Origin of the sequence: Ureibacillus manganicus DSM 26584 (assembly GCF_000772945.1) — a bacterium.
GTDB classification, from domain to species: Bacteria; Bacillota; Bacilli; order Bacillales_A; family Planococcaceae; genus Ureibacillus; species Ureibacillus manganicus.
On the sequence record NZ_JPVN01000006.1, the window covers coordinates 80,437 to 102,650 of the forward strand.

General features: G+C 34.5%; 22 protein-coding genes and 1 riboswitch. Of the genes, 12 read left to right on the plus strand and 10 right to left on the minus strand.

What is annotated here, in order from left to right:
• Window positions 1-6: 6 nt before the first annotated feature.
• Window positions 7-705: a GNAT family N-acetyltransferase gene (locus CD29_RS06305; RefSeq protein ID WP_235801788.1), complete on the plus strand. Its 699-nt coding sequence runs from the start codon at window positions 7-9 to the stop codon at window positions 703-705.
• Between the two features lie 124 nt (window positions 706-829).
• Window positions 830-1,582, plus strand: coding sequence for an alpha/beta fold hydrolase (locus tag CD29_RS06310; protein WP_036184302.1), 753 nt, complete (start codon window positions 830-832; stop codon window positions 1,580-1,582).
• Between the two features lie 63 nt (window positions 1,583-1,645).
• Here the strand turns inward: CD29_RS06310 and CD29_RS06315 are convergent, their stop codons facing one another.
• Window positions 1,646-2,353, minus strand: a complete 708-nt coding sequence (locus CD29_RS06315; RefSeq protein WP_036184304.1) for a Fe-S oxidoreductase — start codon at window positions 2,351-2,353, stop codon at window positions 1,646-1,648.
• A gap of 336 nt (window positions 2,354-2,689) precedes the next feature.
• Here CD29_RS06315 and CD29_RS06320 point away from each other — a divergent pair, with 336 nt between their 5' ends.
• Window positions 2,690-3,118 (plus strand): DUF4395 domain-containing protein, encoded by a 429-nt coding sequence (locus CD29_RS06320; protein ID WP_036184306.1) that lies wholly within the window; start codon window positions 2,690-2,692, stop codon window positions 3,116-3,118.
• 47 nt (window positions 3,119-3,165) lie between these two features.
• Here the strand turns inward: CD29_RS06320 and CD29_RS06325 are convergent, their stop codons facing one another.
• Window positions 3,166-4,020 (minus strand): cation diffusion facilitator family transporter, encoded by an 855-nt coding sequence (locus CD29_RS06325; RefSeq protein WP_036184307.1) that lies wholly within the window; start codon window positions 4,018-4,020, stop codon window positions 3,166-3,168.
• Window positions 4,021-4,307: 287 nt separating this feature from the next.
• Here CD29_RS06325 and CD29_RS06330 point away from each other — a divergent pair, with 287 nt between their 5' ends.
• Entirely contained in the window at window positions 4,308-4,628 is a 321-nt protein-coding gene (locus tag CD29_RS06330; RefSeq protein ID WP_036184308.1) for a hypothetical protein, read from the plus strand.
• Window positions 4,629-4,774: 146 nt separating this feature from the next.
• Here CD29_RS06330 and CD29_RS06335 read toward each other — a convergent pair whose 3' ends face one another.
• The 5 genes from CD29_RS06335 to nfsA form a co-directional block, all read right to left on the minus strand.
• Entirely contained in the window at window positions 4,775-5,719 is a 945-nt protein-coding gene (locus CD29_RS06335; RefSeq protein ID WP_036184309.1) for a DMT family transporter, read from the minus strand.
• A 126-nt stretch (window positions 5,720-5,845) separates the two neighbouring features.
• The gene (gene pepT / locus CD29_RS06340; RefSeq protein ID WP_036184310.1) at window positions 5,846-7,072 is read right to left on the minus strand and encodes a peptidase T; all 1,227 of its coding nucleotides are present in this window, start codon (window positions 7,070-7,072) and stop codon (window positions 5,846-5,848) included.
• 36 nt (window positions 7,073-7,108) lie between these two features.
• Window positions 7,109-7,756 carry a lysoplasmalogenase gene (locus CD29_RS06345; RefSeq protein ID WP_235801789.1) on the minus strand — a complete coding sequence of 216 codons (648 nt, stop codon included), beginning with the start codon at window positions 7,754-7,756 and terminating at the stop codon, window positions 7,109-7,111.
• Window positions 7,757-7,868: 112 nt separating this feature from the next.
• The gene (locus tag CD29_RS06350; RefSeq protein WP_036184311.1) at window positions 7,869-8,291 is read right to left on the minus strand and encodes a hypothetical protein; all 423 of its coding nucleotides are present in this window, start codon (window positions 8,289-8,291) and stop codon (window positions 7,869-7,871) included.
• A 145-nt stretch (window positions 8,292-8,436) separates the two neighbouring features.
• Complete coding sequence (gene nfsA, locus CD29_RS06355; protein ID WP_036184312.1) at window positions 8,437-9,174, minus strand: oxygen-insensitive NADPH nitroreductase; 738 nt, start codon at window positions 9,172-9,174, stop codon at window positions 8,437-8,439.
• 237 nt (window positions 9,175-9,411) lie between these two features.
• A riboswitch (SAM riboswitch) is annotated at window positions 9,412-9,521 on the plus strand.
• 152 nt (window positions 9,522-9,673) lie between these two features.
• Between nfsA and CD29_RS06360 the strand changes: the two genes are divergently transcribed.
• Together CD29_RS06360 and CD29_RS06365 are read left to right on the plus strand one after the other, a co-directional pair.
• The gene (locus tag CD29_RS06360; protein ID WP_036184313.1) at window positions 9,674-10,975 is read left to right on the plus strand and encodes an O-acetylhomoserine aminocarboxypropyltransferase/cysteine synthase family protein; all 1,302 of its coding nucleotides are present in this window, start codon (window positions 9,674-9,676) and stop codon (window positions 10,973-10,975) included.
• Window positions 10,976-11,395: 420 nt separating this feature from the next.
• Window positions 11,396-12,382, plus strand: a complete 987-nt coding sequence (locus CD29_RS06365; protein WP_036184315.1) for a homoserine dehydrogenase — start codon at window positions 11,396-11,398, stop codon at window positions 12,380-12,382.
• 132 nt (window positions 12,383-12,514) lie between these two features.
• Here the strand turns inward: CD29_RS06365 and CD29_RS06370 are convergent, their stop codons facing one another.
• Window positions 12,515-12,745 carry an excisionase family DNA-binding protein gene (locus CD29_RS06370; RefSeq protein ID WP_036184317.1) on the minus strand — a complete coding sequence of 77 codons (231 nt, stop codon included), beginning with the start codon at window positions 12,743-12,745 and terminating at the stop codon, window positions 12,515-12,517.
• Between the two features lie 136 nt (window positions 12,746-12,881).
• On the opposite strand from CD29_RS06370, the gene CD29_RS06375 reads away from it, so the two are divergent.
• Window positions 12,882-13,793 carry a DMT family transporter gene (locus CD29_RS06375; protein WP_197061742.1) on the plus strand — a complete coding sequence of 304 codons (912 nt, stop codon included), beginning with the start codon at window positions 12,882-12,884 and terminating at the stop codon, window positions 13,791-13,793.
• A gap of 794 nt (window positions 13,794-14,587) precedes the next feature.
• On the opposite strand, the gene CD29_RS06380 is transcribed toward CD29_RS06375, so the two are convergent.
• Together CD29_RS06380 and CD29_RS06385 are read right to left on the minus strand one after the other, a co-directional pair.
• Window positions 14,588-15,505, minus strand: coding sequence for a nuclease-related domain-containing protein (locus CD29_RS06380; protein WP_036184323.1), 918 nt, complete (start codon window positions 15,503-15,505; stop codon window positions 14,588-14,590).
• 203 nt (window positions 15,506-15,708) lie between these two features.
• Window positions 15,709-15,984: an AbrB/MazE/SpoVT family DNA-binding domain-containing protein gene (locus CD29_RS06385; RefSeq protein ID WP_036184327.1), complete on the minus strand. Its 276-nt coding sequence runs from the start codon at window positions 15,982-15,984 to the stop codon at window positions 15,709-15,711.
• Between the two features lie 328 nt (window positions 15,985-16,312).
• On the opposite strand from CD29_RS06385, the gene CD29_RS06390 reads away from it, so the two are divergent.
• The 5 genes from CD29_RS06390 (at window position 16,313) to CD29_RS06405 (ending at window position 21,972) form a co-directional block, all read left to right on the plus strand.
• Entirely contained in the window at window positions 16,313-17,008 is a 696-nt protein-coding gene (locus CD29_RS06390; RefSeq protein WP_036184329.1) for a response regulator transcription factor, read from the plus strand.
• Window positions 16,998-17,141 (plus strand): hypothetical protein, encoded by a 144-nt coding sequence (locus CD29_RS20175; RefSeq protein ID WP_169716160.1) that lies wholly within the window; start codon window positions 16,998-17,000, stop codon window positions 17,139-17,141. Before CD29_RS06390 ends, CD29_RS20175 begins: the two co-directional genes overlap by 11 nt.
• 11 nt (window positions 17,142-17,152) lie before the next feature.
• A complete protein-coding gene (locus CD29_RS06395) occupies window positions 17,153-19,366 on the plus strand; it encodes an MFS domain-containing histidine kinase (RefSeq protein WP_036184331.1) in 2,214 nt (737 codons plus the stop codon).
• A 228-nt stretch (window positions 19,367-19,594) separates the two neighbouring features.
• Window positions 19,595-20,422: an undecaprenyl-diphosphate phosphatase gene (locus tag CD29_RS06400; protein WP_036184332.1), complete on the plus strand. Its 828-nt coding sequence runs from the start codon at window positions 19,595-19,597 to the stop codon at window positions 20,420-20,422.
• A 248-nt stretch (window positions 20,423-20,670) separates the two neighbouring features.
• The gene (locus CD29_RS06405) at window positions 20,671-21,972 is read left to right on the plus strand and encodes a globin-coupled sensor protein (protein ID WP_036184334.1); all 1,302 of its coding nucleotides are present in this window, start codon (window positions 20,671-20,673) and stop codon (window positions 21,970-21,972) included.
• Window positions 21,973-22,214 lie beyond the last annotated feature (242 nt).

Here is a 22,214-nt window from a genome sequence, read left to right on the forward strand (position 1 = left end):
AGTATTTTGCAAAATATTATTTATAAAGGCTTTCTAGCTAATAATCCATTTGAAGTAAAACAGTTGGGGACAAGCGATTTACATGAAATACTTTCATTACAGGAAGTTGTAATGGAAGCTTTGCCAGACAAAGATATTTTACAGCCGTTATCAGAAGAAGAATTCTTGTATATTTTAAATGGGAATGGTTTGCTTATCGGCGCATATGTTGACAAGCAGCTAATAGCATTTCGTGCTGTCGTTGTTCCAAAAATTGACGAACATCATTTAGGATATGATCTTGGCTTTGTCGAAGAACATGATCTAAAGCGTATTATGTATCAGGAAATTTCAAATGTGCATCCTTTGTATCGTGGACATGGCTTACAAAAAACTTTAGCAAAGGTTATTATGAGCCAAATTGATACATCGAAGTATGACTATATTTGTTCAACAGTTATGCCATACAATATTGCAAGTTTGAAGGATAAATTTGTACAAGGTTTCTATATAGTCGCTATAAAGCATATCTATGGTGGAAAACTACGATATGTATTTGCATTAGGCTTAAAAAATGAAACTCAGTATGAGAACGAAACGATTGCAATTTCGATGGGTGATATAGAAGGTCAAGAAGATTTGATCAAGCAAGGCTACGTAGGAGTTTCCATGAAACAAGTCGATGAAGATTGGTTTGTTCACTTTAAAAAACTAAAAACAATGTAAGTAAGGCGATACCTTCCAAAAGAGGGTATCGTTTTTTTCTTTGAAGTGAGTATGTGTACGCATGTTTTTTCATAAACCACAAATCCTAAGTCTACTTAAAATTACATATAAGGGCGGTGATACAATGATGGAATTTAAAGAATTTGGAAATATAAGAAATCCTAAAATTTTATTAATTCACGGAATGGCTACAACTTGGGATACTTGTTATAAGGCTACAATCAATGAATTGAAAGAAGACTTCTATGTTATTGTACCTGTTTTAGATGGACACAATCCGGAGGAACAATCAGAATTTTGCTCTATTCATGAAGCAGCAAGTAAAATTGAACAATATGTTTTAGAACGACATAATGGAAAATTGCATGCCGCAAGTGGTTTTTCAATGGGCGGGACGATTCTTATCCAAATTTTAGCGAATCAAATCTTGCATATTCATCGTGTTGTATTAGATGCTGCCTATTGTGCTCCACTCGGTATTTTTTCAAAGCTATGTACAAAGTTTTTATCTACCCAAATTGCAAAGGTGAAAGAAAATAAACCATTCCATTTTGCGTTAAGAAAAGTAATGGAGATCGGGAGATTTGACGAAGATGCTTTAAGAAAAGCATTTTATTCGAGCATTTCTTATAATACAATTTTGAACTGTTTTAGTCAGTTATTTGAATATAGAATTCCTAAAAATTTATGCTCGATAAAAGCAGATGTCACCTATTGGTATGGAAGCAATGAGACATATGCTGCAAAATCAGCTAGAAACTTAAAAAAGGCTTTACCAAATTTAGAAATTCGATCTTTTGAACGATATGGTCATGGTGAACTAATCACAAAATATCCAAAACAATGCGTGGCGGAGTTGAAACGAATTATTTTATAAATGGAAAAAATCGCTATTTACACAATGTGAATAGCGATTTTTTTTATAGCGCGAGAAGACCCTTTACTTCACCGGACAAAACTCACATGCTATTAGACCGGGGATATCTTTTGAAAAACAGCAACTTTTACGAACAGGTTTTCCAACAAGATCTACAGGGCTTTTGCCACCAGTATATTGGTAGAACCATGATTTGTTTGAAAAACTTGCCCACACTTTTGTATCCTCTAAAATTTCTAAATCCTCAAACGCCCGGTCTGCAAGTAGTGGATTTTGAAGTAATTCAGAATAATTCCAAAGCATATAGCCAAAAATATTTTCCCACAAAGTAAGGGGAGAGATGGTAGTCGTTTTTCGAAGTTGATTAATAATTTGATGAATTTGAAAAAGTAAGCTTGATATTACTCGTTCTCTTTCATTGTCTTCTACGTATCGAAAGTCTGTTGCAGTGATAAATGTACCGAGTGTATTAACGCCATATTCATGCACAAGACTGTACCGAACATCACGTTTATTTCCATCCCATATTTCATCGTAAGCTGCGAGCATATAAAACTGCATGGCCATAAACATTCCATAACGTCTTCCAAAATGAGAAACAGCCGCCGCCTCGGTTCCAGCTTGTGTGATTCCCATCATTAAGTTTCTAAAATCTTTTATAAAAAAATCTTTATGTAAATTTTCGAGTGTAAAAAGTGGTTTATCGGGATTTTCTGTAAAAATACTGTATGAATTTAGCATTCGTAATTGATCGTATGTTAATGCTGGCATACTCACCAATCCTTTCAGTAATACTATATCATTTTTAACTTCATTCAGCAGAAGTTTTCGACTTCCGTAAGAGGTGATCTAAATACGAAAAAATTACCGTTCTGTATATTGAAAGTTAAGCTGAATGAAGTAGCCTCCGGCGGATGCCACAGATTTTTAAAGGTATTTATCGAGTGTGCTCGATAAAATCTGGGCGCACGTGTTTTCAGCTGTGACGAAAGCTTGCGGCAGTCACAAATTCGCCAAGGCGAATTTGATAATATAAGTAAATTTAGTATACAAACTTAAAGGAGTGTAATAAACTATATAAAACAGATGAGAAAGGTGGGTATTATCGTGGCGCAAGTACAATCAATACCACGTCCTTTAGTAAGAGTGAATCAGTGGACTATTTTACTTTCCGTACTATTAACATGGATTACAGGGCAAGTATGGATTTTATTGATTCCTTTAATTGCAAATTTATCAGGCGTACTATTTAATTTTAATCCAATTATAAAGATGGCAAGAGTATTTATTATAAAAGAGGGAAAAAGTTATATCCCTGAAGATGTAGTACAACAAAAATTTAATGCATGTATCGCGTTATTTTGCTTATCAGGCGGTTTTATTAGCCTTAGTATAGGTTGGGCACTTGTTGGTTTCGTATTTACAATATTGGTTGCTGTAGCATCTTTTATTGCAATTTTAGGATTTTGTATTGGTTGCTTTATCTTTTTTCAATTTAAACAATATCAATATAGAAGAACGTTAAAACAAACATAAAAAGGACTTCACATTGAAGTCCTTTTTTGATGGCCAAAAGAATTAATCTACGACTGAACATCTACATAAATATGCTCTACCGGGATGTTTGTGTTTTTGGAAACAATTTGTTTAATCGCTAAATGGATATCATTTACGAAATTTTGTGTAGATTTAATACGTATCATTGTGTAAATTTCTTCCTCATTCACACACCACAACTTAATATCTTCAACTTCAACTTCGTTGTTATTCTGAATGACCTTTTTTATATTTTCAACAGAATATCCTTTTGGTGTACCTTCCATCAGAATATTAAATGCTTCTTTTGTTATTTTAATTCCGCCACGAATAATGATAATGGAAGTAATTATACTTCCGACGGGATCTAACCAGTTCAAACCATAAAACATAATAGCCAGCGAGACAATAACAGCGCTTAAACTTGTAATTAAGTCAGCAAAAACATGTAAAATTGCACTTCTCATATTTAAGTTGGACTGACCTTTCGAAAGAACAAACCCAACAATCGCATTGATGATTAACCCGATTAGTCCAACTACTAACATTTGAGTTGGGTTAATTTCAATGGGTGTAATCATTCGATTAATGGCTTCAAAAATAATGTAAAGAGGAACCAACACGAGAGTCAATCCATTAATAAATGCAGCAATTGGTTCAAAGCGTTTATATCCAAACGTTCTTTTATTTGTTGAAGCTCGAGTTGCAACGACAGCAGCAATTAAAGAAAGGATTAATGAAATTGCATCTGAGCTCATATGAATTCCATCTCCGATAATCATTAATGATCCAGAAATGAAACCGTAAATAATTTCTAATAGAGCGAAGAAAAGTGTTAAAGAAGCAGCTATAATTAATAGTTTTTTATTATTATTGGGTGTACTCGAAGTATTCGTACTCATGGAATCAGCTCCAATTTAGAATTGTTATAAACATATCATACACCTTATTTATAATAATTACAATGAATAATTGAGAATATTTATTTCTAATTGAGAATGATAATTGTAATCATTAGGCTTAATTAAAGGTTTATTGTCTAATTGAGAATGATTTCTATTTAGAATAATTTTAAATATAAAAAGGACGTAATTGATGTTGGGGAAATTTTTTTTATAAGTAGATTAATAGTTACTATTTTAGGAGATACTAATTTTAAATTAGTAACATAGTTAAGGAGCTAAGATGAATGAGAACAAAATTGATAGAGAGATTTTCGGTTTTCAGTAAGTATCAAGAGGGATCTGTTCAGTTATTTCTAGTTTATAACGAAGGTAATATTTTGGTGAGTAAGCTTAAAAAATCTGCGCAAGATGAACAAGAAGCAAAATTACTACACCAAGCTTATTATTCCATAATGATTGAAAGGGAAATGGCAATCTATGCTTTGACTTATCATTTAGCGAAAGTATTTAGTATCGAGCATAAAGGGAAAGACGTAAATGAGGTTGTTAAAATGATTATTCAAAAGGTAAAAGAATATGAAAAAGTAAAGAGTGTAGGAAGCTAAATTCAGCTTGAAATAATATGTGAGGTTATTAATCTTGGCAAGGGACTTATGAAGAATCTATGAAAAGATATACTCTATCGAAAAATAAAAAGCACTAATGGATTCAAGTAAACTAGCGAATTTATTAGTGCTCTTTTAGGTTTATTTTAAATTGGTAACTTCTTGTTGGTGTAAGCTACATGATAACTGTGCAAAAGCATCCCTATGACAATAATTGCAATACCTATTAACGAAATTGTCTCAGGAAGCGGGATGCTAAGTAATATCATTTCACCGATAATTGCAAATAAAACTTCAGTGGATTGTGTTGCTTCTACAGCAGCTAGCTTTCCTTGATTTCCTCGAACACGGTCAGTTGCTATGAAAAATAGTACTGTAGCGATCACTCCAGAACTAAGTGCCACAATTAATGATTGGATTGTTTGACTCATTGAAGGAAGACCAACAGTAAATAGGGCGATAATGGCAAGTACAATCCATGCAGGAAGAGATGCAATAGTCATCCCTAATACCCGTTGATATGAATCGAGCCTTCCGTCAACAACCTCCATCATCTTTCTGTTTCCAAGAGGGTAAGCAAAAGCGGCAATAAACACAGGCACTATTCCTAAAATTAATACTTCAAAGGATACAGATTGAGCTTGAGGCACTTGAATTAGTACAATTCCGAACAAGATAATGCAAGATATTAAAAGGGATACGATAGGAATCTTATGACGAATCGTCTGATCGCCTAGCTTTAAAACAAATAATGGAGCAAGTAAAACACCTGCAACAATCGTCAGCTGCCACGTCCCAGAAATGAGCCAGCCTGGACCAAAAGATGCCGCGAAGGTTAGTGGTGCATAGAACAATACGAAACCTACGAAACTCCAAAGCAACCATTTGGAAGGTTGAGTTTTCATTTCATGGGCAAGTGGCTTCCAACCCTTTCGGAAATGAACTAATAGGATTAAGAAGGGGAGCATAAAGAAGTATCGCAGTGATGCACTCCATAACCAGCTACCGCCTTCAAGATCCATCGAACGATTCAGGATAAATGTAACTGCAAAAAATAGTGCAGCAAAAATACCAAGAGCAATTTCTCTCAATCTCGTAACCTACTTTCTAAAAACAGTTATGATAGAGTAATGCTTTTAATTGTAGTCTAAATATTCTGAATTTAAAACTAAAAAGTGAAGCGAAGTAGGCTCAGAGGCTTACTCCGCTAAAAAATGTTAGTTTTGCGCTTCAAATAATTGAACGATTTCTAGTATTACTTTTGTAGCTTGTTCCATTGTTTCTGCAGATACATATTCATACTTACCATGCATGTTCTCTCCACCTGCGAAAATATTTGGTGTAGGTAATCCCATGTATGATAACTGAGAGCCATCTGTCCCACCACGTACCGGTTCAATTACTGGAGTAATGTTTAGGTTTTCCAATGCTTTTTTCGCAATATCAACGATTTCTTTTACTTCTAAGATTTTTTCACCCATATTGTAATATTGATCTTCGATTTCAACTGTAATAGCATCTTCGCCATACGCTTCTTTAATTTTTTTCTCAACAGCTAACATATGAGCTTTTTTAGCTTCGAATTTTTCGCGATCATGGTCACGAATAATATAGGATAGTTTTGCTTCTTCAATATGACCATTGAAATTCATCAGATGAATAAAGCCTTCATAACCCTCCGTTTTTTCTGGCACTTCGTTTTCAGGCATTTCATTTTGGAATTTGATAGCTAATGTAATTGCATTTACCATTTTGTCTTTTGCTGAACCTGGGTGAACGCTTGTCCCACGTGTTGTAACTTTAGCGCCTGCAGCGTTAAAGCTTTCGTATTGTAATTCACCAAGTGGGCCGCCATCCAAAGTGTAAGCAAAGTCCGCTCCAAATTTCTCAACGTCGAATTTATGAGGTCCACGTCCGATTTCTTCGTCTGGTGTGAAAGCCACACGAATCTTCCCGTGTTTAACTTCTGGGTGTTCTATTAAATATTCCATCGCAGTTACGATCTCAGCGATACCAGCTTTATCGTCAGCGCCTAAAAGTGTGTTGCCGTCAGTTGTAATTAATGTTTGGCCGACGTAATTGTTTAAATTAGGGAAGTAGCTTGGAGACATAACTAGCCCGTTTGGTAATTGAATGTCACCACCGTCGTAATTATCAATTCTTTGAGGATTTACGTTTGTGCCAGAAAAGTCTGGTGATGTATCTACATGAGCTAAAAATCCAAGTGTGGGTATTTCTTTATCTGTATTTGCTGGTAGTGTTGCAAAAAGGTAGCCATTCTCATCTAATGTAATTTCAGTTAATCCAATTGTTTCAAGTTCATCCTTCAAAAGGTTTAATAAGTCAAACTGTTTTTCAGTTGATGGAGTTGTTGTGCTTTCAGGGTTCGATGTTGTATCAACTTTTGCATAACGTATTAAACGTTCGATTACTTTTTCTTTCATTAGTAATTCCTCCTTGATATGGAAATTAGAATATATCTATTGTACACCTTTACTTTTAAATGCAGAATAATTAACTATACTTAATGCAATAAAAATTTGCGCACCATAATACGTAGACATAATTAGTTGGTGTGAGAATTCAACAGGAATGACAAATTTGTTTATGGCAAGAACTGAATCTGAAATGATAAATAAAAAAGCTCCTATTATTGCAAACTTTGAATTTGTTCGAAAAGAAGTCCAACCCATAGTTAAAATAACAGCAATATAACAGAAAACGGCTATGGCTAACACGTAATTGCCTGTTTGAATGATTGCACTAAGTATGAAAAATGCCATTACTAATCCGAAAATAATAAGTAGGATTTTGGCGGCAGATGGAGTTTTTTGTTCATTTGTTGATAGGAATGCCCTAATATAAAATAAGTGTCCTATTAAAAAGCTAGTTAAACCTATAATGAACCATTGTAAAGTGTAGTCTCCAATCGCACAGAAGATTAATCCGATCAAAACAATGAGTTTATAAAATTTTGTATTTGACGCATTGGACAATAATGCAATTAATAAAACAAGTATCATTGGAATTAACTTAAATACCATTTTTAAAGGTTCATCAATATAAGCGATGAAGAAAACATAATATAAACTACTAATGATAAATAATACAATCATACTATTTCGCACTGTCAATACCTCCGATTTTTGAAAAGGTAAATAATAGTATCTATGAAATTGAAGATTATTCTATTCAGTGTTTTCGATATAAAAAGAACTAGACACCAAATTTATGGTTAATCTAGTTCTTATGTGAAGTAATATAGTGAAGCATTTTTTGCTTTCGCTGTTTAATATGTTCTATTTTAAAAGCATTTAATTGAAGAAACTTCTCTTTAAGTTGTTCCAAAGAGGCAATTTCGCACCTGAATAGTTCATTTTGTTCATGACCAAAGATATATTCTAAGTGGAAAATTTGAAGCATTGCCACTTCTGGACTTTCTAAGTTGTATACAAACTTTACATTCCACACGGAAGTATAAGAAATGAATTGATTGATATATTCCGTTACTAGTCGATAGCGCTGTTTATCAATTTTACTTTCTATGCTCTTATGAATTTTAGCCAATTCTCCATTAATCTCAGCAATAGAACGATAAAAATGACGGACATGTTTAAGTTGAAGCTGCTCTATAGACTTCATAACAAATTTTTGTGTATTCATAATTATGCTTCCCTTCAATTGCAAGATCCTTCCCTTTATTGTAATCAAAAATCCATTATTCTTTCGGACCATTTTACAAAATAGTACATTTGAAGGACTCGCTTCAAACTTAGTAAACAAGTTTGAAAAGGTGAAGCAAATTTGTTTATTTCCAGTTAAATCCTTTAGTTGCTAAGAATTCTTTAATGTGGGGTCTACGTTGCTCAACTAAGAAATCTGCCATTTGTTTTGTCCAGTTAGCCATCTTTTGATTTGAGCTACGGCTTGCATAATAATCTTCCATAATAGAATCGTATTGATCTAGAATAACATCGTATTTTTCAACATTATAAGAGTTTTCATGGAGAACAGCATCTAATGGAAGTCTTGGTTTCGTTTCGTTACGTTTTGTAGGAGTTCCAATAGTCATTGCAAATAGTGGGAATACGTATTCTGGCAAGTTAAATAATTCGCTGATTTCTGCTGGGTTATTACGTGCACCACCAATATAACAAATTCCATATCCAAGAGACTCGGCTGCTATTACAAAGTTCTGAGCAAAAATAGCAACGTCTGCTGTCCCAACAAGTACGTTTTCTGCTGAATCTACAACAATATCTACGCCTTGTTTTTTTCCAGCTACTTGAAGACGTTTATAATCTACACAAAATAGAAACGAAGCTCCAGCTGTTGAGAATTGGAATTCATTTTTTGATAGTTCACCAAGCTTCTTTTTCTTTTCTTCATCTGTTACCCAAATAACACTATATGCTTGTACGAAATGTGAGCTAGCAGCCATTTGAGCAGTTTTAATAATTTCTGATACAGTTTCTTTTGAAATTTGTTCACCTGTATATTTACGAACAGATGAATGGCTTTGTAAAAGCTTTGTTACCTCGTTCATATTTTTCTCCCCTTAATTGCTACTTTTAAATGAAAAACCTTAAGGAAACATTGCTCCTTAAGGTAATAGTAGTATATTTTACTTTAAATGACAAAATAATGTATTAACATTTTGGCCTTCCCATGCATGGATTATTTGATTAAAATTTAAAATTATCAAACTATTTTAAAAATATAGTTGACATAGTAACTTACTATGATTTATAGTTAATTCAACGATGGAACATGAATCAAAATACTCTTATCTAGAGAGGCGGAGGGACTAGGCCCTGCGATGCCCAGCAACCGGCGTGATTTTACGCAAAGGTGCTAATTCCTACAGATTCATCGGGATCTGAAAGATAAGGGGAGGAAAAATTGCTCATTTGCAACCCTCTTCTTAACGAAGAGGGTTTTTTGTGGTTAATAACTGCACATTTAGTGAAAGACCGCATAATTTTTTCCATAAGCCTCCTCGAAACTACCGATTATCCATCGAAAACAAATTAGGAGGAAGAAACATGTCAGAATTACGTCCGGAAACATTATTATTACACGGTGGTCAAAAACCAGACCCAGTAACAGGAGCAATTGCAGTACCAGTATACCGTACAACTGCATATGCTTTTGAAAACACTGAACATGCTCGTTCATTATTCGCATTACAAACACCAGGAAATATTTATTCTCGTATTATGAATCCAACTGTTGATGTTTTTGAAAAACGTGTTGCATTACTTGAAGGTGGTACAGCTGCAGTTGCAGTATCATCAGGAATGGCAGCTATCGCATTCTCAATTTTAAATATTGCAGGAGCTGGCGATGAAATCGTAGCGGCTGGTTCATTATATGGAGGAACATACAATTTATTTGCTAACACATTACCTCGATATGGTATTAAAACAGTATTCGTTGATGAAAGAGATCCTGAAAACTTCCGTGCTGCAATTACAGATAATACAAAAGCAATCTTTGCTGAAACAATCGGAAATCCAAGCTTAAATGTACTAGATATTGAAGCAGTTGCAGCCGTAGCTCATGAAAATGGACTACCTCTTATTCTCGATAACACGTTCCCGTCACCATACGGTTCAAACCCTATTGAATTTGGCGCTGATGTAGTTATTCATTCAGCAACTAAATGGATTGGTGGACATGGAACAACAATTGGTGGAATTGTAGTAGATGCAGGTAAATTTGACTGGACACAAGGTCGTTTCCCTGGATTCACTGAGCCAGACGAAACTTACCACGGCTTACGTTATGGAATTGACACTGCTGCTGCAGCATTTGCAACGAAATTCCGAGTTCAACTATTACGTGACTTCGGTCCAACATTAAGTGCTGATGCAGCATTTAACTTCTTACAAGGTTTAGAAACGCTTCATTTGCGTTATACAAAACACGGAGAAAATACATTAAAAGTAGCTGAATACCTGGAGAACCACCCATCTGTGGAGTATGTAAACTATCCAGGAAAAGAAGATTTCCCTACACATGATCTTGCTAAGAAATATTTGAAAAACGGTTTTGGTTCAATTCTAACATTTGGCATTAAAGGCGGTCGCGAAACGGGCAGTAAAGTAATTGATAATGTTCAATTATTCTCCCATGTTGCAAACGTAGGAGATGCAAAATCATTAATTATTCACCCAGCATCAACAACTCACCAACAACTATCTGCTGAAGAATTAAAAGTTGCGGGTGTGAGTGAAGAACTTATTCGTTTATCTGTTGGTTTAGAATCAGTGGAAGATATTATTGCAGATTTAGACCAAGCGCTGACAAAAGCGGTTGCTTTAGAGAGTGTAACAAATGCATAAAAACTTTGGTTGTTAATAAAATGTTCTCAATAAGTAAATAATAAGCATGTTTCAATCATCATTTCGTTTGGGTAATAGCTTATTACAAATTTATTGAAAGCCATTCATTGGGCTACAACTTTTTATCCCAAAAGCTTCTAAATTATAGTTTTCAATAGTGTTCCCCACTTTGAATATAGCTTTAACGCTTACAGTAGCGGCCAATTCCCCTTGGCTGCTACATTTTTTATTTATACTAGGAGATAGTAAATTGTTCGATGTATGATTAGTGAAGGTTTAGTGACCTTCTTAGAAAAACAAATGTCCATCTTGGGAAGATTGTTCTTGAGTTCCACAACGTTATAAGATAAAATTTTTATATTGAACTTTTCAAATATTTCGGAAATAAGATTCTACATAAAAGATGGAGGCGGAATAATAATGGCGACTATAAAGGCGGCCATCTTAGGGTTTGGCACAGTAGGTCAAGGAATTTACCATATTTTAAATGAAAAACGTGAAGAACTAAAAAGTAAATTAGGTTTAGAATTAGAAGTAGCAAAAATACTAGTACGTGATACTTCAAAAGAACGAGTGCCAGGAACAGCGCATTTATTAACAGATAACATTGACGATGTTCTATCAGTTAAAGGGCTACAGGTGGTGTTTGAAGCAATCGTTAACGAAGAACCAGCATTTACATATTTAAAACGCGCAGTGGAGCATAGATGCCATGTTGTGACAGCTAATAAGGTGATGTTCGCAAAGCGTGGGCTTGAGTTGCAGGAGCTTGCAAAAAAGAATGGCGTATTTGTAGGATATGAAGCAACGACAGCTGGGGCAGTACCAGTTATAAAAACAATGAAAAATATATTACTAGTAAATGATGTAAGCCGTATCCAAGGTATTTTAAATGGTACATCAAACTATATTTTAACAAAAATGCGTGCAGAAGGATGGTCATTTGATGAGGCATTAGCTGAAGCCCAAAGACTAGGTTATGCTGAAGCGGATCCTTACAATGATATTTCAGGTCAGGACGCATTTAAGAAACTAATGATTCTTTCAGCATTAGCATTTGGAGAACAACCAAACTGGTCAGATGTAGAAGTAATAGGGATTGATGGGATTTCCTTAGAACAAGTGAAGGAAGCGATTGATCAAGGCCTTCGTTATCGTCATGTTGCAGAAGTGGAAAAATACCCAGATGGTACAATTACAGCAAAAGTTGGCCCGATGTTAGTCGATAAAGAACATCCACTGTATCCAATTGATGATGTGTTCAACGCAGTAACAATGGAAACGAATTATATTGGTACGCTAACTCTTGTTGGTCCTGGGGCAGGTATGTACCCAACTGCAAGTGTAATGGTAGAAGATTACGCAGAAATAATTGGTAAACGCGCTGGGTTCGTTGTGTCGATTTAAAAACTTCTTGAAGCGATTTTTTCGTTTCAAGAAGTTTTTGGTTGGTAAGGAATATTGTTCTGTAGGCGGGATTACTTGCAGATCTTAATGATGTGGCTCCTGATCTGATCACCCTTATTAATTTCCTAAATTCTAATCTTCATCTTTGACATCCGGATCTTCAGGAAGCGGAGTGTTACGCCAAATTTCGATTTCTTCCTTTATTCGTTCTAATTGTTCGTGATACATGTCAAATTGAGTGCTATTTATGAGAAATTGCTCACCGTCATGAACAGCTTTAATGCGGCCTTCATAAATGTAACGTTGTACTTGATCTTCAGGCATGGATAGATCCCTCGCTGTTTCAGCAATAGTTTTATACATCAATGAGGACCTCCTTTTTCGATTATTATAATGGTTTATTTCTTCTATCACTAGCATATATTTAAGAGATTGCTTACTTTATATATTCTTGTTCATGTAGTAGCGCGGAAATAGAAAAATTCACTATTTTTAGGGGATGAGTTTGTTGACTTTATTACCATACATTTTAGTACTATTTGCAGCAATGTTATGGGGAACTGTCGGAACAACGCAAACGTTTTTAGAAGAAGGGGTATCCTCTATTGCGGTAGCAGCTACTCGTTCTCTCGTAGGTGGAGGAATATTATTAATTGCCGCAATCGCAATGCGTAAGGTGAATTTTAAAAAGTGGTCGTGGAAATGGACCATTCTTGCAGCATTAACGATTGCACTTTTCCAATGTTTCTTTTTTACATCTGTTCGTTTTACAGGAGTTGCAGTGGGAACGGTTGTTACAATCGGAAGCTCTCCCGTTTTTTCAGGTATCATTGAATGGATTTTTTGGAAAAGAAAGCCGAGTAAAGTTTGGGGAATTGCAACCTTATTAGCTATTGTAGGTTGTATTCTATTATTTGTCTTTAAAGGTGAAGCGACGGTAGATCCAATGGGCATTGGGCTTGCTTTAAGCGCTGGGGTTATGTTCGCTCTTTATACAAATTGTAGTAAGCAGTTAACTGAAAAAGAAGAAACCCTTCCAGCAGTGGCAATGACTTTTACACTATGCGCGTTGATGTTACTGCCGTTTTCACAACAAGGTGTAACGTGGGTGCTAGAAGGCGGGAACTTGTTGCCGATGTTATTTATGGCGCTCGCTGCGACGAGCTTAGCATACATCTTCTATTTGGCAGGGCTAGAGAAAATCAGCTCATCATCAGCAGTTACTCTATCATTGGCCGAGCCCTTGACCGCTTCCTTACTAGGCGTCTTTTTAGTTGGCGAAATCTTGAGCCCAACATCGTGGATCGGTGTAGCCATGCTATTAGGGGGGATTATCGTTTTAACACTAGGAGGAAGGAAAAAGGTTGAGAAAAGTGAAGATCTTGCAGGTGATTTGAAGGATGTAGGGTGAGGTGGGGGGGAGACATGCTCTGGTTGGGGCGTGTTTTTTTTTGTTGTTGTTTAAGGACTTTGATGGATTAAGACCGTTTGAGCTGAGAGTTGGTTCGGAAAAGGTCATCATAGTGTTGATGAAGACCTTTTGAATCCGAAAATCAATCGGAAAAGGTCATGATAGAGGTGATGAAGACCTTTTGAATCCGAAAATCAATTAAAAAAGGTCATCATAGTGTTGATGAAGACCTTTTGAATCCGAAAATCAATCAGAAAAGGTCATCATAGAAGTGATGACGACCTTTTGAGCCTAAAATTCATTCAGAAAAGGTCATCATAGTGCTGGTGAAGACCTTTTGAATCTAAAAATCAATGAGAAAAGGTCATCATAGTGTTAATGAAGACCTTTTGAATCCGAAAATCAATCGGAAAGAGTCATCATAGTGTTAATGACGACCTTTTGAATCGGAAAATCAATGAGAAAAGGTCATCATAGTGTTGATGAAGACCTTTTGAATCGGAAAATTAATGAGAAAAGGTCATCATAGAGGTAATGAAGACCTTTTGAATCGGAAAATCAATGAGAAAAGGTCATCATAGTGTTGATGAAGACCTTTTGAATCGGAAAATCAATGAGAAAAAGTCATCAAAGTGCTGATGAAGACCTTTTGAATCCGAAAATCGATCGGAACAGGTCCTCATAGAGATTATGAAGCCTTTTTAAGCTAGATGATCGCCAAAAAAGCCTTCATAAGTAATGAAGGCCAATTTAGTGAGTTCAATATCAACCCGTAGCTAAATTAAATTCTAAAATTAAAGATAATATGTCCATTGATTGCAACCAACAATCTTAAAGTTGTCAATTAACACCTTACGTATTCTCCTCTTTGATGGAATTACCTGACACCAGTCATAGATAACATTTGTAGTAAGTTTCTCATTTCTAAATAATGTCATAAACTCATTAATATTACGCAAAATGGCAGATGAAGCAAGCTCTACATAACCACACTTAGTACATTTAATATTATGACCGGTAACAGAGACCGAAAACGATTTACAAATCTCACAAGAAATCCCTTTCCTAACTTGATCAAACTCATAACTTGGTAAATTAGAATATTTATTTTCCTTAATATTTAAGAGATGTAATGAAACCAACTTTTCCGCAAGCGCTTGATGTTTATTAGTTAATTTTGATGTTGTGCTAGATTCAAGTTTTTGTAAATAACTCTTAAGTTGAGTAGGTAATAGAAAAGGGCAATTCAGAGGTGCTTGATACAAGGTGAATTCGGGGTTAATGAAAACGATTATTCCCTCTACAGGGAGATTAATACCAAGGCTAAAAATTAATTGTTTTAATAGCGTTTCAGATCTACGGAGCTGGTTTAACGGATTTGTAATTTCAGTTTTAGGGAATTTATATAGTTTGTCTGCCTCGTAAATATGATCGCCTTCATAATTCTTAATTTCATAGAAGAAAATTTTGTTCGAGGAAATAATGAGAGTATCAATTTGGAAAGTTGTCTTATTGTGCCTCAATAGTAGATCATTCAAAACGAGTAAATCCGTTTCGAGTTTTCCTGTTAGTGAATCAAACATTATCCCTCCTTCAAATCCCTTTTTAAGATTAAGATAATAACTCTTCTCAGTTTCAGGCAATGCCATTCGTTTATCTAAGTACTCCAACACTAGTAATTCTTCAGGTTTCGACCGTGATTTGTAAAGCATAAATTCCTCCTAATTGACTTTAATTTATATATCCATTCTATCAATTCCCCTCTAGAAATTTAATATGACGAGCCAAACTTGTTATTTGGCACGAGCCCTTAGTGTGAAAACTTATTAATGAACATAGTAGCAAAGAAAAAAGGGAACAGACTCTCTGCTCCCCTGAGTATGTATGCCAAAATTTTGACGTCGTCTACTTATGTTTACTTTATTAATTCTTCTAATTTTTTATAAAGGACATCCAAGCCTTTTTCGCTTAGAACTAGTTTCCCATCTAGTAAACTGTGATTCTGGTTGGATACTTCGCCAGTAACAATACAAGTCATGGTAGGTTGGTATTTTTGAAGCACAATCAAGTTATCCTGTACAAATAGTTCTACAGGATCTTTTTCATCTATACCAAGATTACGTCTTAGCTCCATTGGAATGACAACACGCCCCAATTCATCCACTTTTCTAACAACTCCAGTTGATTTCATGAGATTACCTCCATCCAAAATTAATAATGTTATAACTTAAACTTAAGTCATTTTTTCTTATTGTTCAATACTTCTGTTTGACAAATTATTGAAAATTGGAAGGCCTCTGGAAACTGATCTCGATATCTAAGTACATGTAAATCTCTTTATATCACCCAATAAATAATGTAACATTTAATGGAAATCGCAATATAAACAGCACCAAAGCAAAATGTATATTTAACTAATAACATCTAAATCTTAAGAAATTCTTCAGAATTACCCTAAGTGAGTTTTAAGATTCTATGGTTAATATAAGATTATAAGAAAAAGTAGTGAGGTGAGACGGATGGAGAAGTTAACTGTGCTTGTTACTGATGATGATAAGGATATTCGTGATGGAATTGAAATTTATTTAAAAAATGAAGGGTATCATGTCCTAAAAGCAAGTGATGGTGTCGAAGCGCTGAATCTTTTAAAGGAAAATGAAGTCCATTTAATCATCCTTGACATTATGATGCCTAACATGGATGGGATCACGGCAACATTCAAAATACGAGCTGAACGCAATATCCCAATTATTATGCTTAGTGCAAAAGTAGAGGATACAGATAAAATTCATGGTTTATCTGTTGGGGCAGACGACTATATTACAAAACCATTCCATCCACTTGAATTAATCGCACGAGTCAAATCACAATTAAGACGATATGTTCAGCTTGGTACTTACAATGGACAAACTTCATCTACAGTCGATGTCAATGGATTATCACTTGATGCGGAAGCAAAAGAAGTTAAGCTCAACGGCGAACGAGTCAAACTAACACCGATTGAGTATAAAATTACGGAATTACTCTTAAAAAATGCAGGTCGAGTATATTCAATTAATGAAATCTATGAACTTGTTTGGAATGAAGAAGCTTATAATGCGGAAAATGTAGTGGCTGTCCATATTCGAAAAATTCGAGAGAAAATTGAAGCAGATCCTAAAAACCCAAGATACTTAAAGGTTGTGTGGGGAATTGGTTACAAAATTGAAAAGTAAGGTAGAGGATTTCGCTACTGGAACGTTTGTAATTGCCGCTATTATAGGTTTAATTTTTATCATTATTTATACATTTCACTTCGTATCTGAGCGTTTTATAGACACGATGAAAATGTTAGCTAGATTATTTTGAGGAGGAACATTATGAAAACTAAAGGGAAATTACTCCTCACACTTTTTCTTATAACGTGGGTGGCATTTGCCTTCACATCTTTTACAAATAAAGGCCAACAGTATATAGGTAAATCTTATTTTGATTCAAACGAATTTAAAAACACCGTTGAACAATATAAAGAACAACTAGGTCGACTAATTCTACTTCCGATTGATGCTGAAAAAGAAATTGAGAACATAACAGTTACAAAATCTGAAATTGACTCTTATCGAAATTATTATGGTACATTATCGGAACAAATTGAGAGTATACAAAACCAGTACAATGACCGAATAGCTGAAGCTGAAGCAGGTGGAAATGTTCAATTCAAAGAAGGATTAATAAAAGAACGGGATAATAAAATTGCTGATATTGAACAAAACTTTGCTAGTGATGAATATGTAGAAGAAAAAATTGTTAACCAAAAAGCGCAAGCAATTCGTTCATTTGTAAATGAGCAACAACGTCAGGCAAAAGATTTTCTAAATGGGTATCAATACTTTACCTATAGTTTTAAAAATGTTGATACTGGAGAAGTAATTGAAGCAAAAAAATACAATCAAAAGGATGCAACTGTTTATTCTGAAAAGTTCGGGAAACCAACACCATATTTCAACGTTGATAATACTATAAACATTAGTTCATATGATGGCTCAGTGCTCGAGGAGTTTTCTAATTATACTGTTCAAGGTGAGGGTGCTCAATTTGAAGGTTCAATAAGTATCCCAAAATCTTTAATGGCAGCATCCCATATGCAAGGTGAATATTCTAATTTTACTTTTGCTAAAATGACGTTTTATTTAATTTGGGTTACTGGGATTATAGCGCTTATTGCTCTATTTACCTTTGCAAAACCTACTTCGAGTCAATTTAGAAGCGTAGAGACTTTAGAGACAAGCTTTTCAAAGTGGCCAATTGACCTTAGAGCCATCTTTGTTCTCATATTGGCAAATATTTCGTTAAGTTTTATGGGTGCCATTGAAAACATGCTACAACATAATATGTATTACTATGTGAATTACTGGATGTCGTTTAATGTAAAGCTGATTACTTACGGAATCTTTGTGTTTATAACTTCATCAGTCACAATACTTGGGGTAGTTTGGTTATGGAAAACGGTCAGGGATGTAGAAGGCCTAAAAATTCAATTAAAGAATGCATATTTCTATCGAATGGCAGAAGGGGCTAAGGATTTATTATTAGATCGCTCCATAGCATTCCAAAGTATATTTGTATTAGGAGTTGCGTTTTTTGCAGGTATTGGTATCACAGGTGTAGCTTTATTTGGTGGGGAGTTAGTACTTATTTACTTAGTATTGTTTTTCTTTATTGCACTACCAGCTGTTCTCTCATTCCTAAATCGAATGGGCTATTTAAATCGGATTGTAAAGCAAACGGAAGATATGGCAGAAGGTCGCTTAACAACAGATATTAAAGTGAAGGGTAAGTCACCTCTTGCACAACATGCAAAAAACTTAAATCGTTTACGTGAAGGTGTTAAAAAATCAATGATCGAACAAGCAAAGAGTGAACGTCTAAAAACAGAACTCATTACGAATGTAAGTCATGACCTTAGAACGCCATTAACATCCATTATCACGTATACAGATTTATTGAAAAATCCTGATATAACTGAGGATGAAAGAAAGCGATATATCGATGTACTCGATAAAAAATCGGCTCGTCTAAAAACATTGATTGAAGACTTATTTGAAGTATCAAAAATGGCAAGTGGCAACATTGAACTTTCAAAACAACGAGTTGATTTAACGCAATTGTTTAAACAAGCAATTGGAGAACATGATGAGTCATTTAAAGAAATTGGTTTGGATTTGAAGGTAAGCACACCCGAACAACAATTATATGCCTATGTCGATGGCCAAAAAATATGGCGAGTGTTGGATAATTTAGTCGTAAATGCACTGAAATATTCATTAAAAGGCTCAAGAGTCTATTTAACATTAAAACAAAATGGAAGAGACGCTGAATTTACTGTTAAAAACATATCGAGCTATGAATTAGGTGATCATGTCGAGGAATTAACAGAGAGATTTAAACGTGCGGATGCATCACGCCATACAGATGGCTCAGGATTAGGCCTGGCAATTGCACAGTCCATCGTTGATTTGCATAATGGTCGTATGAGTATAGAAGTTGATGGGGATTTATTTAAGGTTACTGTAACAATACCTGCTGATTATTAGAATGGAGACACCGACTGTAAATGTTGGTGTCATTCTTTTGTTTATGTATATTTTATGAAAATGAAAATGAATATTTGCCATGTCCATGGTATACTTGAAAACGTATATTTGTCGTTGTAATTCGTTTGTACAAGTGATGTTTACAGCAAGAAATACATATTGTAATAGTGAAATGAAAGTTAAACCAAAGCATAACAAATAATATTAATATAGGAGAAATTCATTTATATGGAACTATTTGATTTAATAAAAGCCGTCATTCTTGGATTTGTTGAAGGGATGACTGAATTTGCACCTGTTTCATCTACAGGGCATCTGATTATTGTTGATGACATGTGGTTAAAAACCATGGAGTTTTTAGGAAGTGGGTCGGCAAATACATTTAAAATTGTCATTCAGCTTGGCTCGATTTTAGCAGTTGTCGTTGTGATGTGGAAGCGAATGCTGAGTTTAGTTGGTTTATATAAGATTCCTGGACAAACTAGTTCAAGAAAATTTAATCTTGGGCATGTATTGATTGGGATTATTCCTGCTGGTATTTTTGGTGTATTATTTGAAGATTTTATTGATGAAAACTTATTTACAACTGAGACTGTTATCATTGGTCTAATTATCGGAGCATTTTGGATGATCGTTGCAGATAAGTTTGGACCAAGAAGACCGAAAATCAAATCTTTAGACGATTTATCCTATGGAACAGCATTTAAGGTTGGGATCATTCAATGTTTATCATTATGGCCAGGGTTCTCTCGCTCAGGTGCGACGATTTCTGGAGGGGTAATGCTTGGGCTAGACCATAGAACGGCTTCTGACTTCACTTTTATTATGGCAGTGCCAATTATGGCAGGGGCTAGTGGATTATCGTTATTTAAAAACTGGGATCAAATTAACGTAGAACATTTCTGGTTCTATGTAGTAGGTTTTGTTAGTGCGTTTATCTTCGCATTAGTTGCGATTAAGTTCTTCTTAAAGTTAATTTCAAAAGTAAAATTAGTTCCATTTGCGATTTATCGTCTTGTTTTAGCGGCAGTATTAATTGTCGTATTATACTTATAATCTTATAAAACAGCTGTCTTGAAGCATGAAATTTCAAGACAGCTGTTTTTTATTTTAGAGGGTAATTGCACGCACTGCTTATTATAGGATAATAGACATTGATTTTTTCCATAATATATTATTTTTATTGACTTCTAAATAAAAAGTAACAGAATATACAAAAATTGAAAGTTCAGTAATACTTGAATATTGTAAAATAGAACTAAAGGAATATTATAACAATCTGAAATTTGGAAGGGGGCTTGACTATGTTATTCAGAACGAAAAGCAATAGAAATCAAAATTCACGTTCTATTTTCAATGAGAAATTTCAGGATATTGGAATTGAATTAACAAATCCTGAAATGTTACTACAATTAAAAATTATTGAATTAACAGAAGAAGATTTACAAGTAGCTCGAGCGCTAAAACCTCATATTGAAAATCGCGTCGTAGAAATCGTAGATGCTTTTTATGAAAGAGTTGAAAGTGTACCAGAGTTTAAAAACATGATTAAACAATACAGTTCATCGGAACGTCTCCATCAAACATTAAAAAAACATGTCATTGAAATGTTTGAAGGAAGAATTGATGATAAGTATTTAGAGAATCGTAGTCGAATTTCCATGATGCATGTAAAAATTGGTCTAACAACAAAATGGTATTTAGCTAGTTTCGAGAAGCTTGCTGTTGAAATTTATAATGTAATACTTGACCTAAACTTGAGCCGTGATGACATAAGAAAGGCAATCCATGCAGTTAATAAAATTATTAACTTTGAACAACAAATTGTTTTAGAGAAATACGAAAGCGTTGCAGATGAAATCGCCTTCAATAAACAAGAAAAGATTAGATTAGATGTAAAGGAAACTGTTGGTGGAATATCAAAGGATTTAGATAGACAGTCTCAACAAACAAATGAAGCAGTTATGGAACTCATTGCAAGTACGAAAAATGTTAATGAGTTATTACAACGTAGTATTGAAGATGCTCAAAAAACAAAGGATGCTTCCAGTGAAGGTTTTAAACAAATCTCTCTTTTAAGCGAACAAACGAAAGAAATACATAATAAAACCATCGATATGACTCACAATGTAGAGGCGTTAAATCAATCTTCTTCTGAGATTCAAGCAGTTGTTGAAATTGTAAAAAATATTGCAGGACAAACGAATTTATTGGCTTTAAACTCTGCAATTGAGGCTGCTAGAGCTGGCGAACATGGCAAGGGATTTGCTGTAGTTGCTAACGAGGTAAGAAAACTGGCTGATCAAACGAAACAGTCTGTTGAACAAATTGCGAATTTAATATTCTTATCAAGTGGAGTTACAGGTAAAGTAATTGATTCTATTGACCAAATTCAACAACTAATTGGAACTGGTTTAGATCAAAATGAAAAATCTCTAGAATCATTTGAAAAAATTTCACAAACAGTTGATTCGACGATTACAGACTTTGAAAATGTAGGAATTCAGATAGAAGAGTTATCAAGCATTGTTGAAAAAATCGGTGAATCTTCAGAAAACCTTGAAGTTGCAGCATCAAGACTAGAAAACACAATAGAAAAATTTTAAGTATGTTAAGATTTGATTTAAAGCGGTCTCAGGGGGGAGGCGGCTTTTTTATTTTTATAGTATTATTCAGAAGAATACTAGTTTTGCTTTTGAATGCATTTTCAATAGCATACATATACTTAATATAAAATAAGATAAAGAACGAACTAAAAAATGTATTATCGCAATCATCTTCCTATAAAACTCTATTTAAAATGTTAAACTTACTAGTTAAGATACTAAACTTCAAAACCCAAAATCTA

Excerpts from the sequence above, each read along its gene's own strand:
- CD29_RS06310 (WP_036184302.1), top strand. The coding sequence starts at position 830 with ATGATGGAATTTAAAGAATTTGGAAATATAAGAAATCCTAAAATTTTA.
- CD29_RS06315 (WP_036184304.1), bottom strand. The coding sequence starts at position 2,353 with ATGCCAGCATTAACATACGATCAATTACGAATGCTAAATTCATACAGT.
- CD29_RS06325 (WP_036184307.1), bottom strand. The coding sequence starts at position 4,020 with ATGAGTACGAATACTTCGAGTACACCCAATAATAATAAAAAACTATTA.
- CD29_RS06330 (WP_036184308.1), top strand. The coding sequence starts at position 4,308 with ATGAGAACAAAATTGATAGAGAGATTTTCGGTTTTCAGTAAGTATCAA.
- pepT (WP_036184310.1), bottom strand. The coding sequence starts at position 7,072 with ATGAAAGAAAAAGTAATCGAACGTTTAATACGTTATGCAAAAGTTGAT.
- CD29_RS06350 (WP_036184311.1), bottom strand. The coding sequence starts at position 8,291 with ATGAATACACAAAAATTTGTTATGAAGTCTATAGAGCAGCTTCAACTT.
- nfsA (WP_036184312.1), bottom strand. The coding sequence starts at position 9,174 with ATGAACGAGGTAACAAAGCTTTTACAAAGCCATTCATCTGTTCGTAAA.
- CD29_RS06360 (WP_036184313.1), top strand. The coding sequence starts at position 9,674 with ATGTCAGAATTACGTCCGGAAACATTATTATTACACGGTGGTCAAAAA.
- CD29_RS06365 (WP_036184315.1), top strand. The coding sequence starts at position 11,396 with ATGGCGACTATAAAGGCGGCCATCTTAGGGTTTGGCACAGTAGGTCAA.
- CD29_RS06370 (WP_036184317.1), bottom strand. The coding sequence starts at position 12,745 with ATGTATAAAACTATTGCTGAAACAGCGAGGGATCTATCCATGCCTGAA.
- CD29_RS06375 (WP_197061742.1), top strand. The coding sequence starts at position 12,882 with ATGAGTTTGTTGACTTTATTACCATACATTTTAGTACTATTTGCAGCA.
- CD29_RS06380 (WP_036184323.1), bottom strand. The coding sequence starts at position 15,505 with ATGCTTTACAAATCACGGTCGAAACCTGAAGAATTACTAGTGTTGGAG.
- CD29_RS06385 (WP_036184327.1), bottom strand. The coding sequence starts at position 15,984 with ATGAAATCAACTGGAGTTGTTAGAAAAGTGGATGAATTGGGGCGTGTT.
- CD29_RS06390 (WP_036184329.1), top strand. The coding sequence starts at position 16,313 with ATGGAGAAGTTAACTGTGCTTGTTACTGATGATGATAAGGATATTCGT.
- CD29_RS06395 (WP_036184331.1), top strand. The coding sequence starts at position 17,153 with ATGAAAACTAAAGGGAAATTACTCCTCACACTTTTTCTTATAACGTGG.
- CD29_RS06400 (WP_036184332.1), top strand. The coding sequence starts at position 19,595 with ATGGAACTATTTGATTTAATAAAAGCCGTCATTCTTGGATTTGTTGAA.
- CD29_RS06405 (WP_036184334.1), top strand. The coding sequence starts at position 20,671 with ATGTTATTCAGAACGAAAAGCAATAGAAATCAAAATTCACGTTCTATT.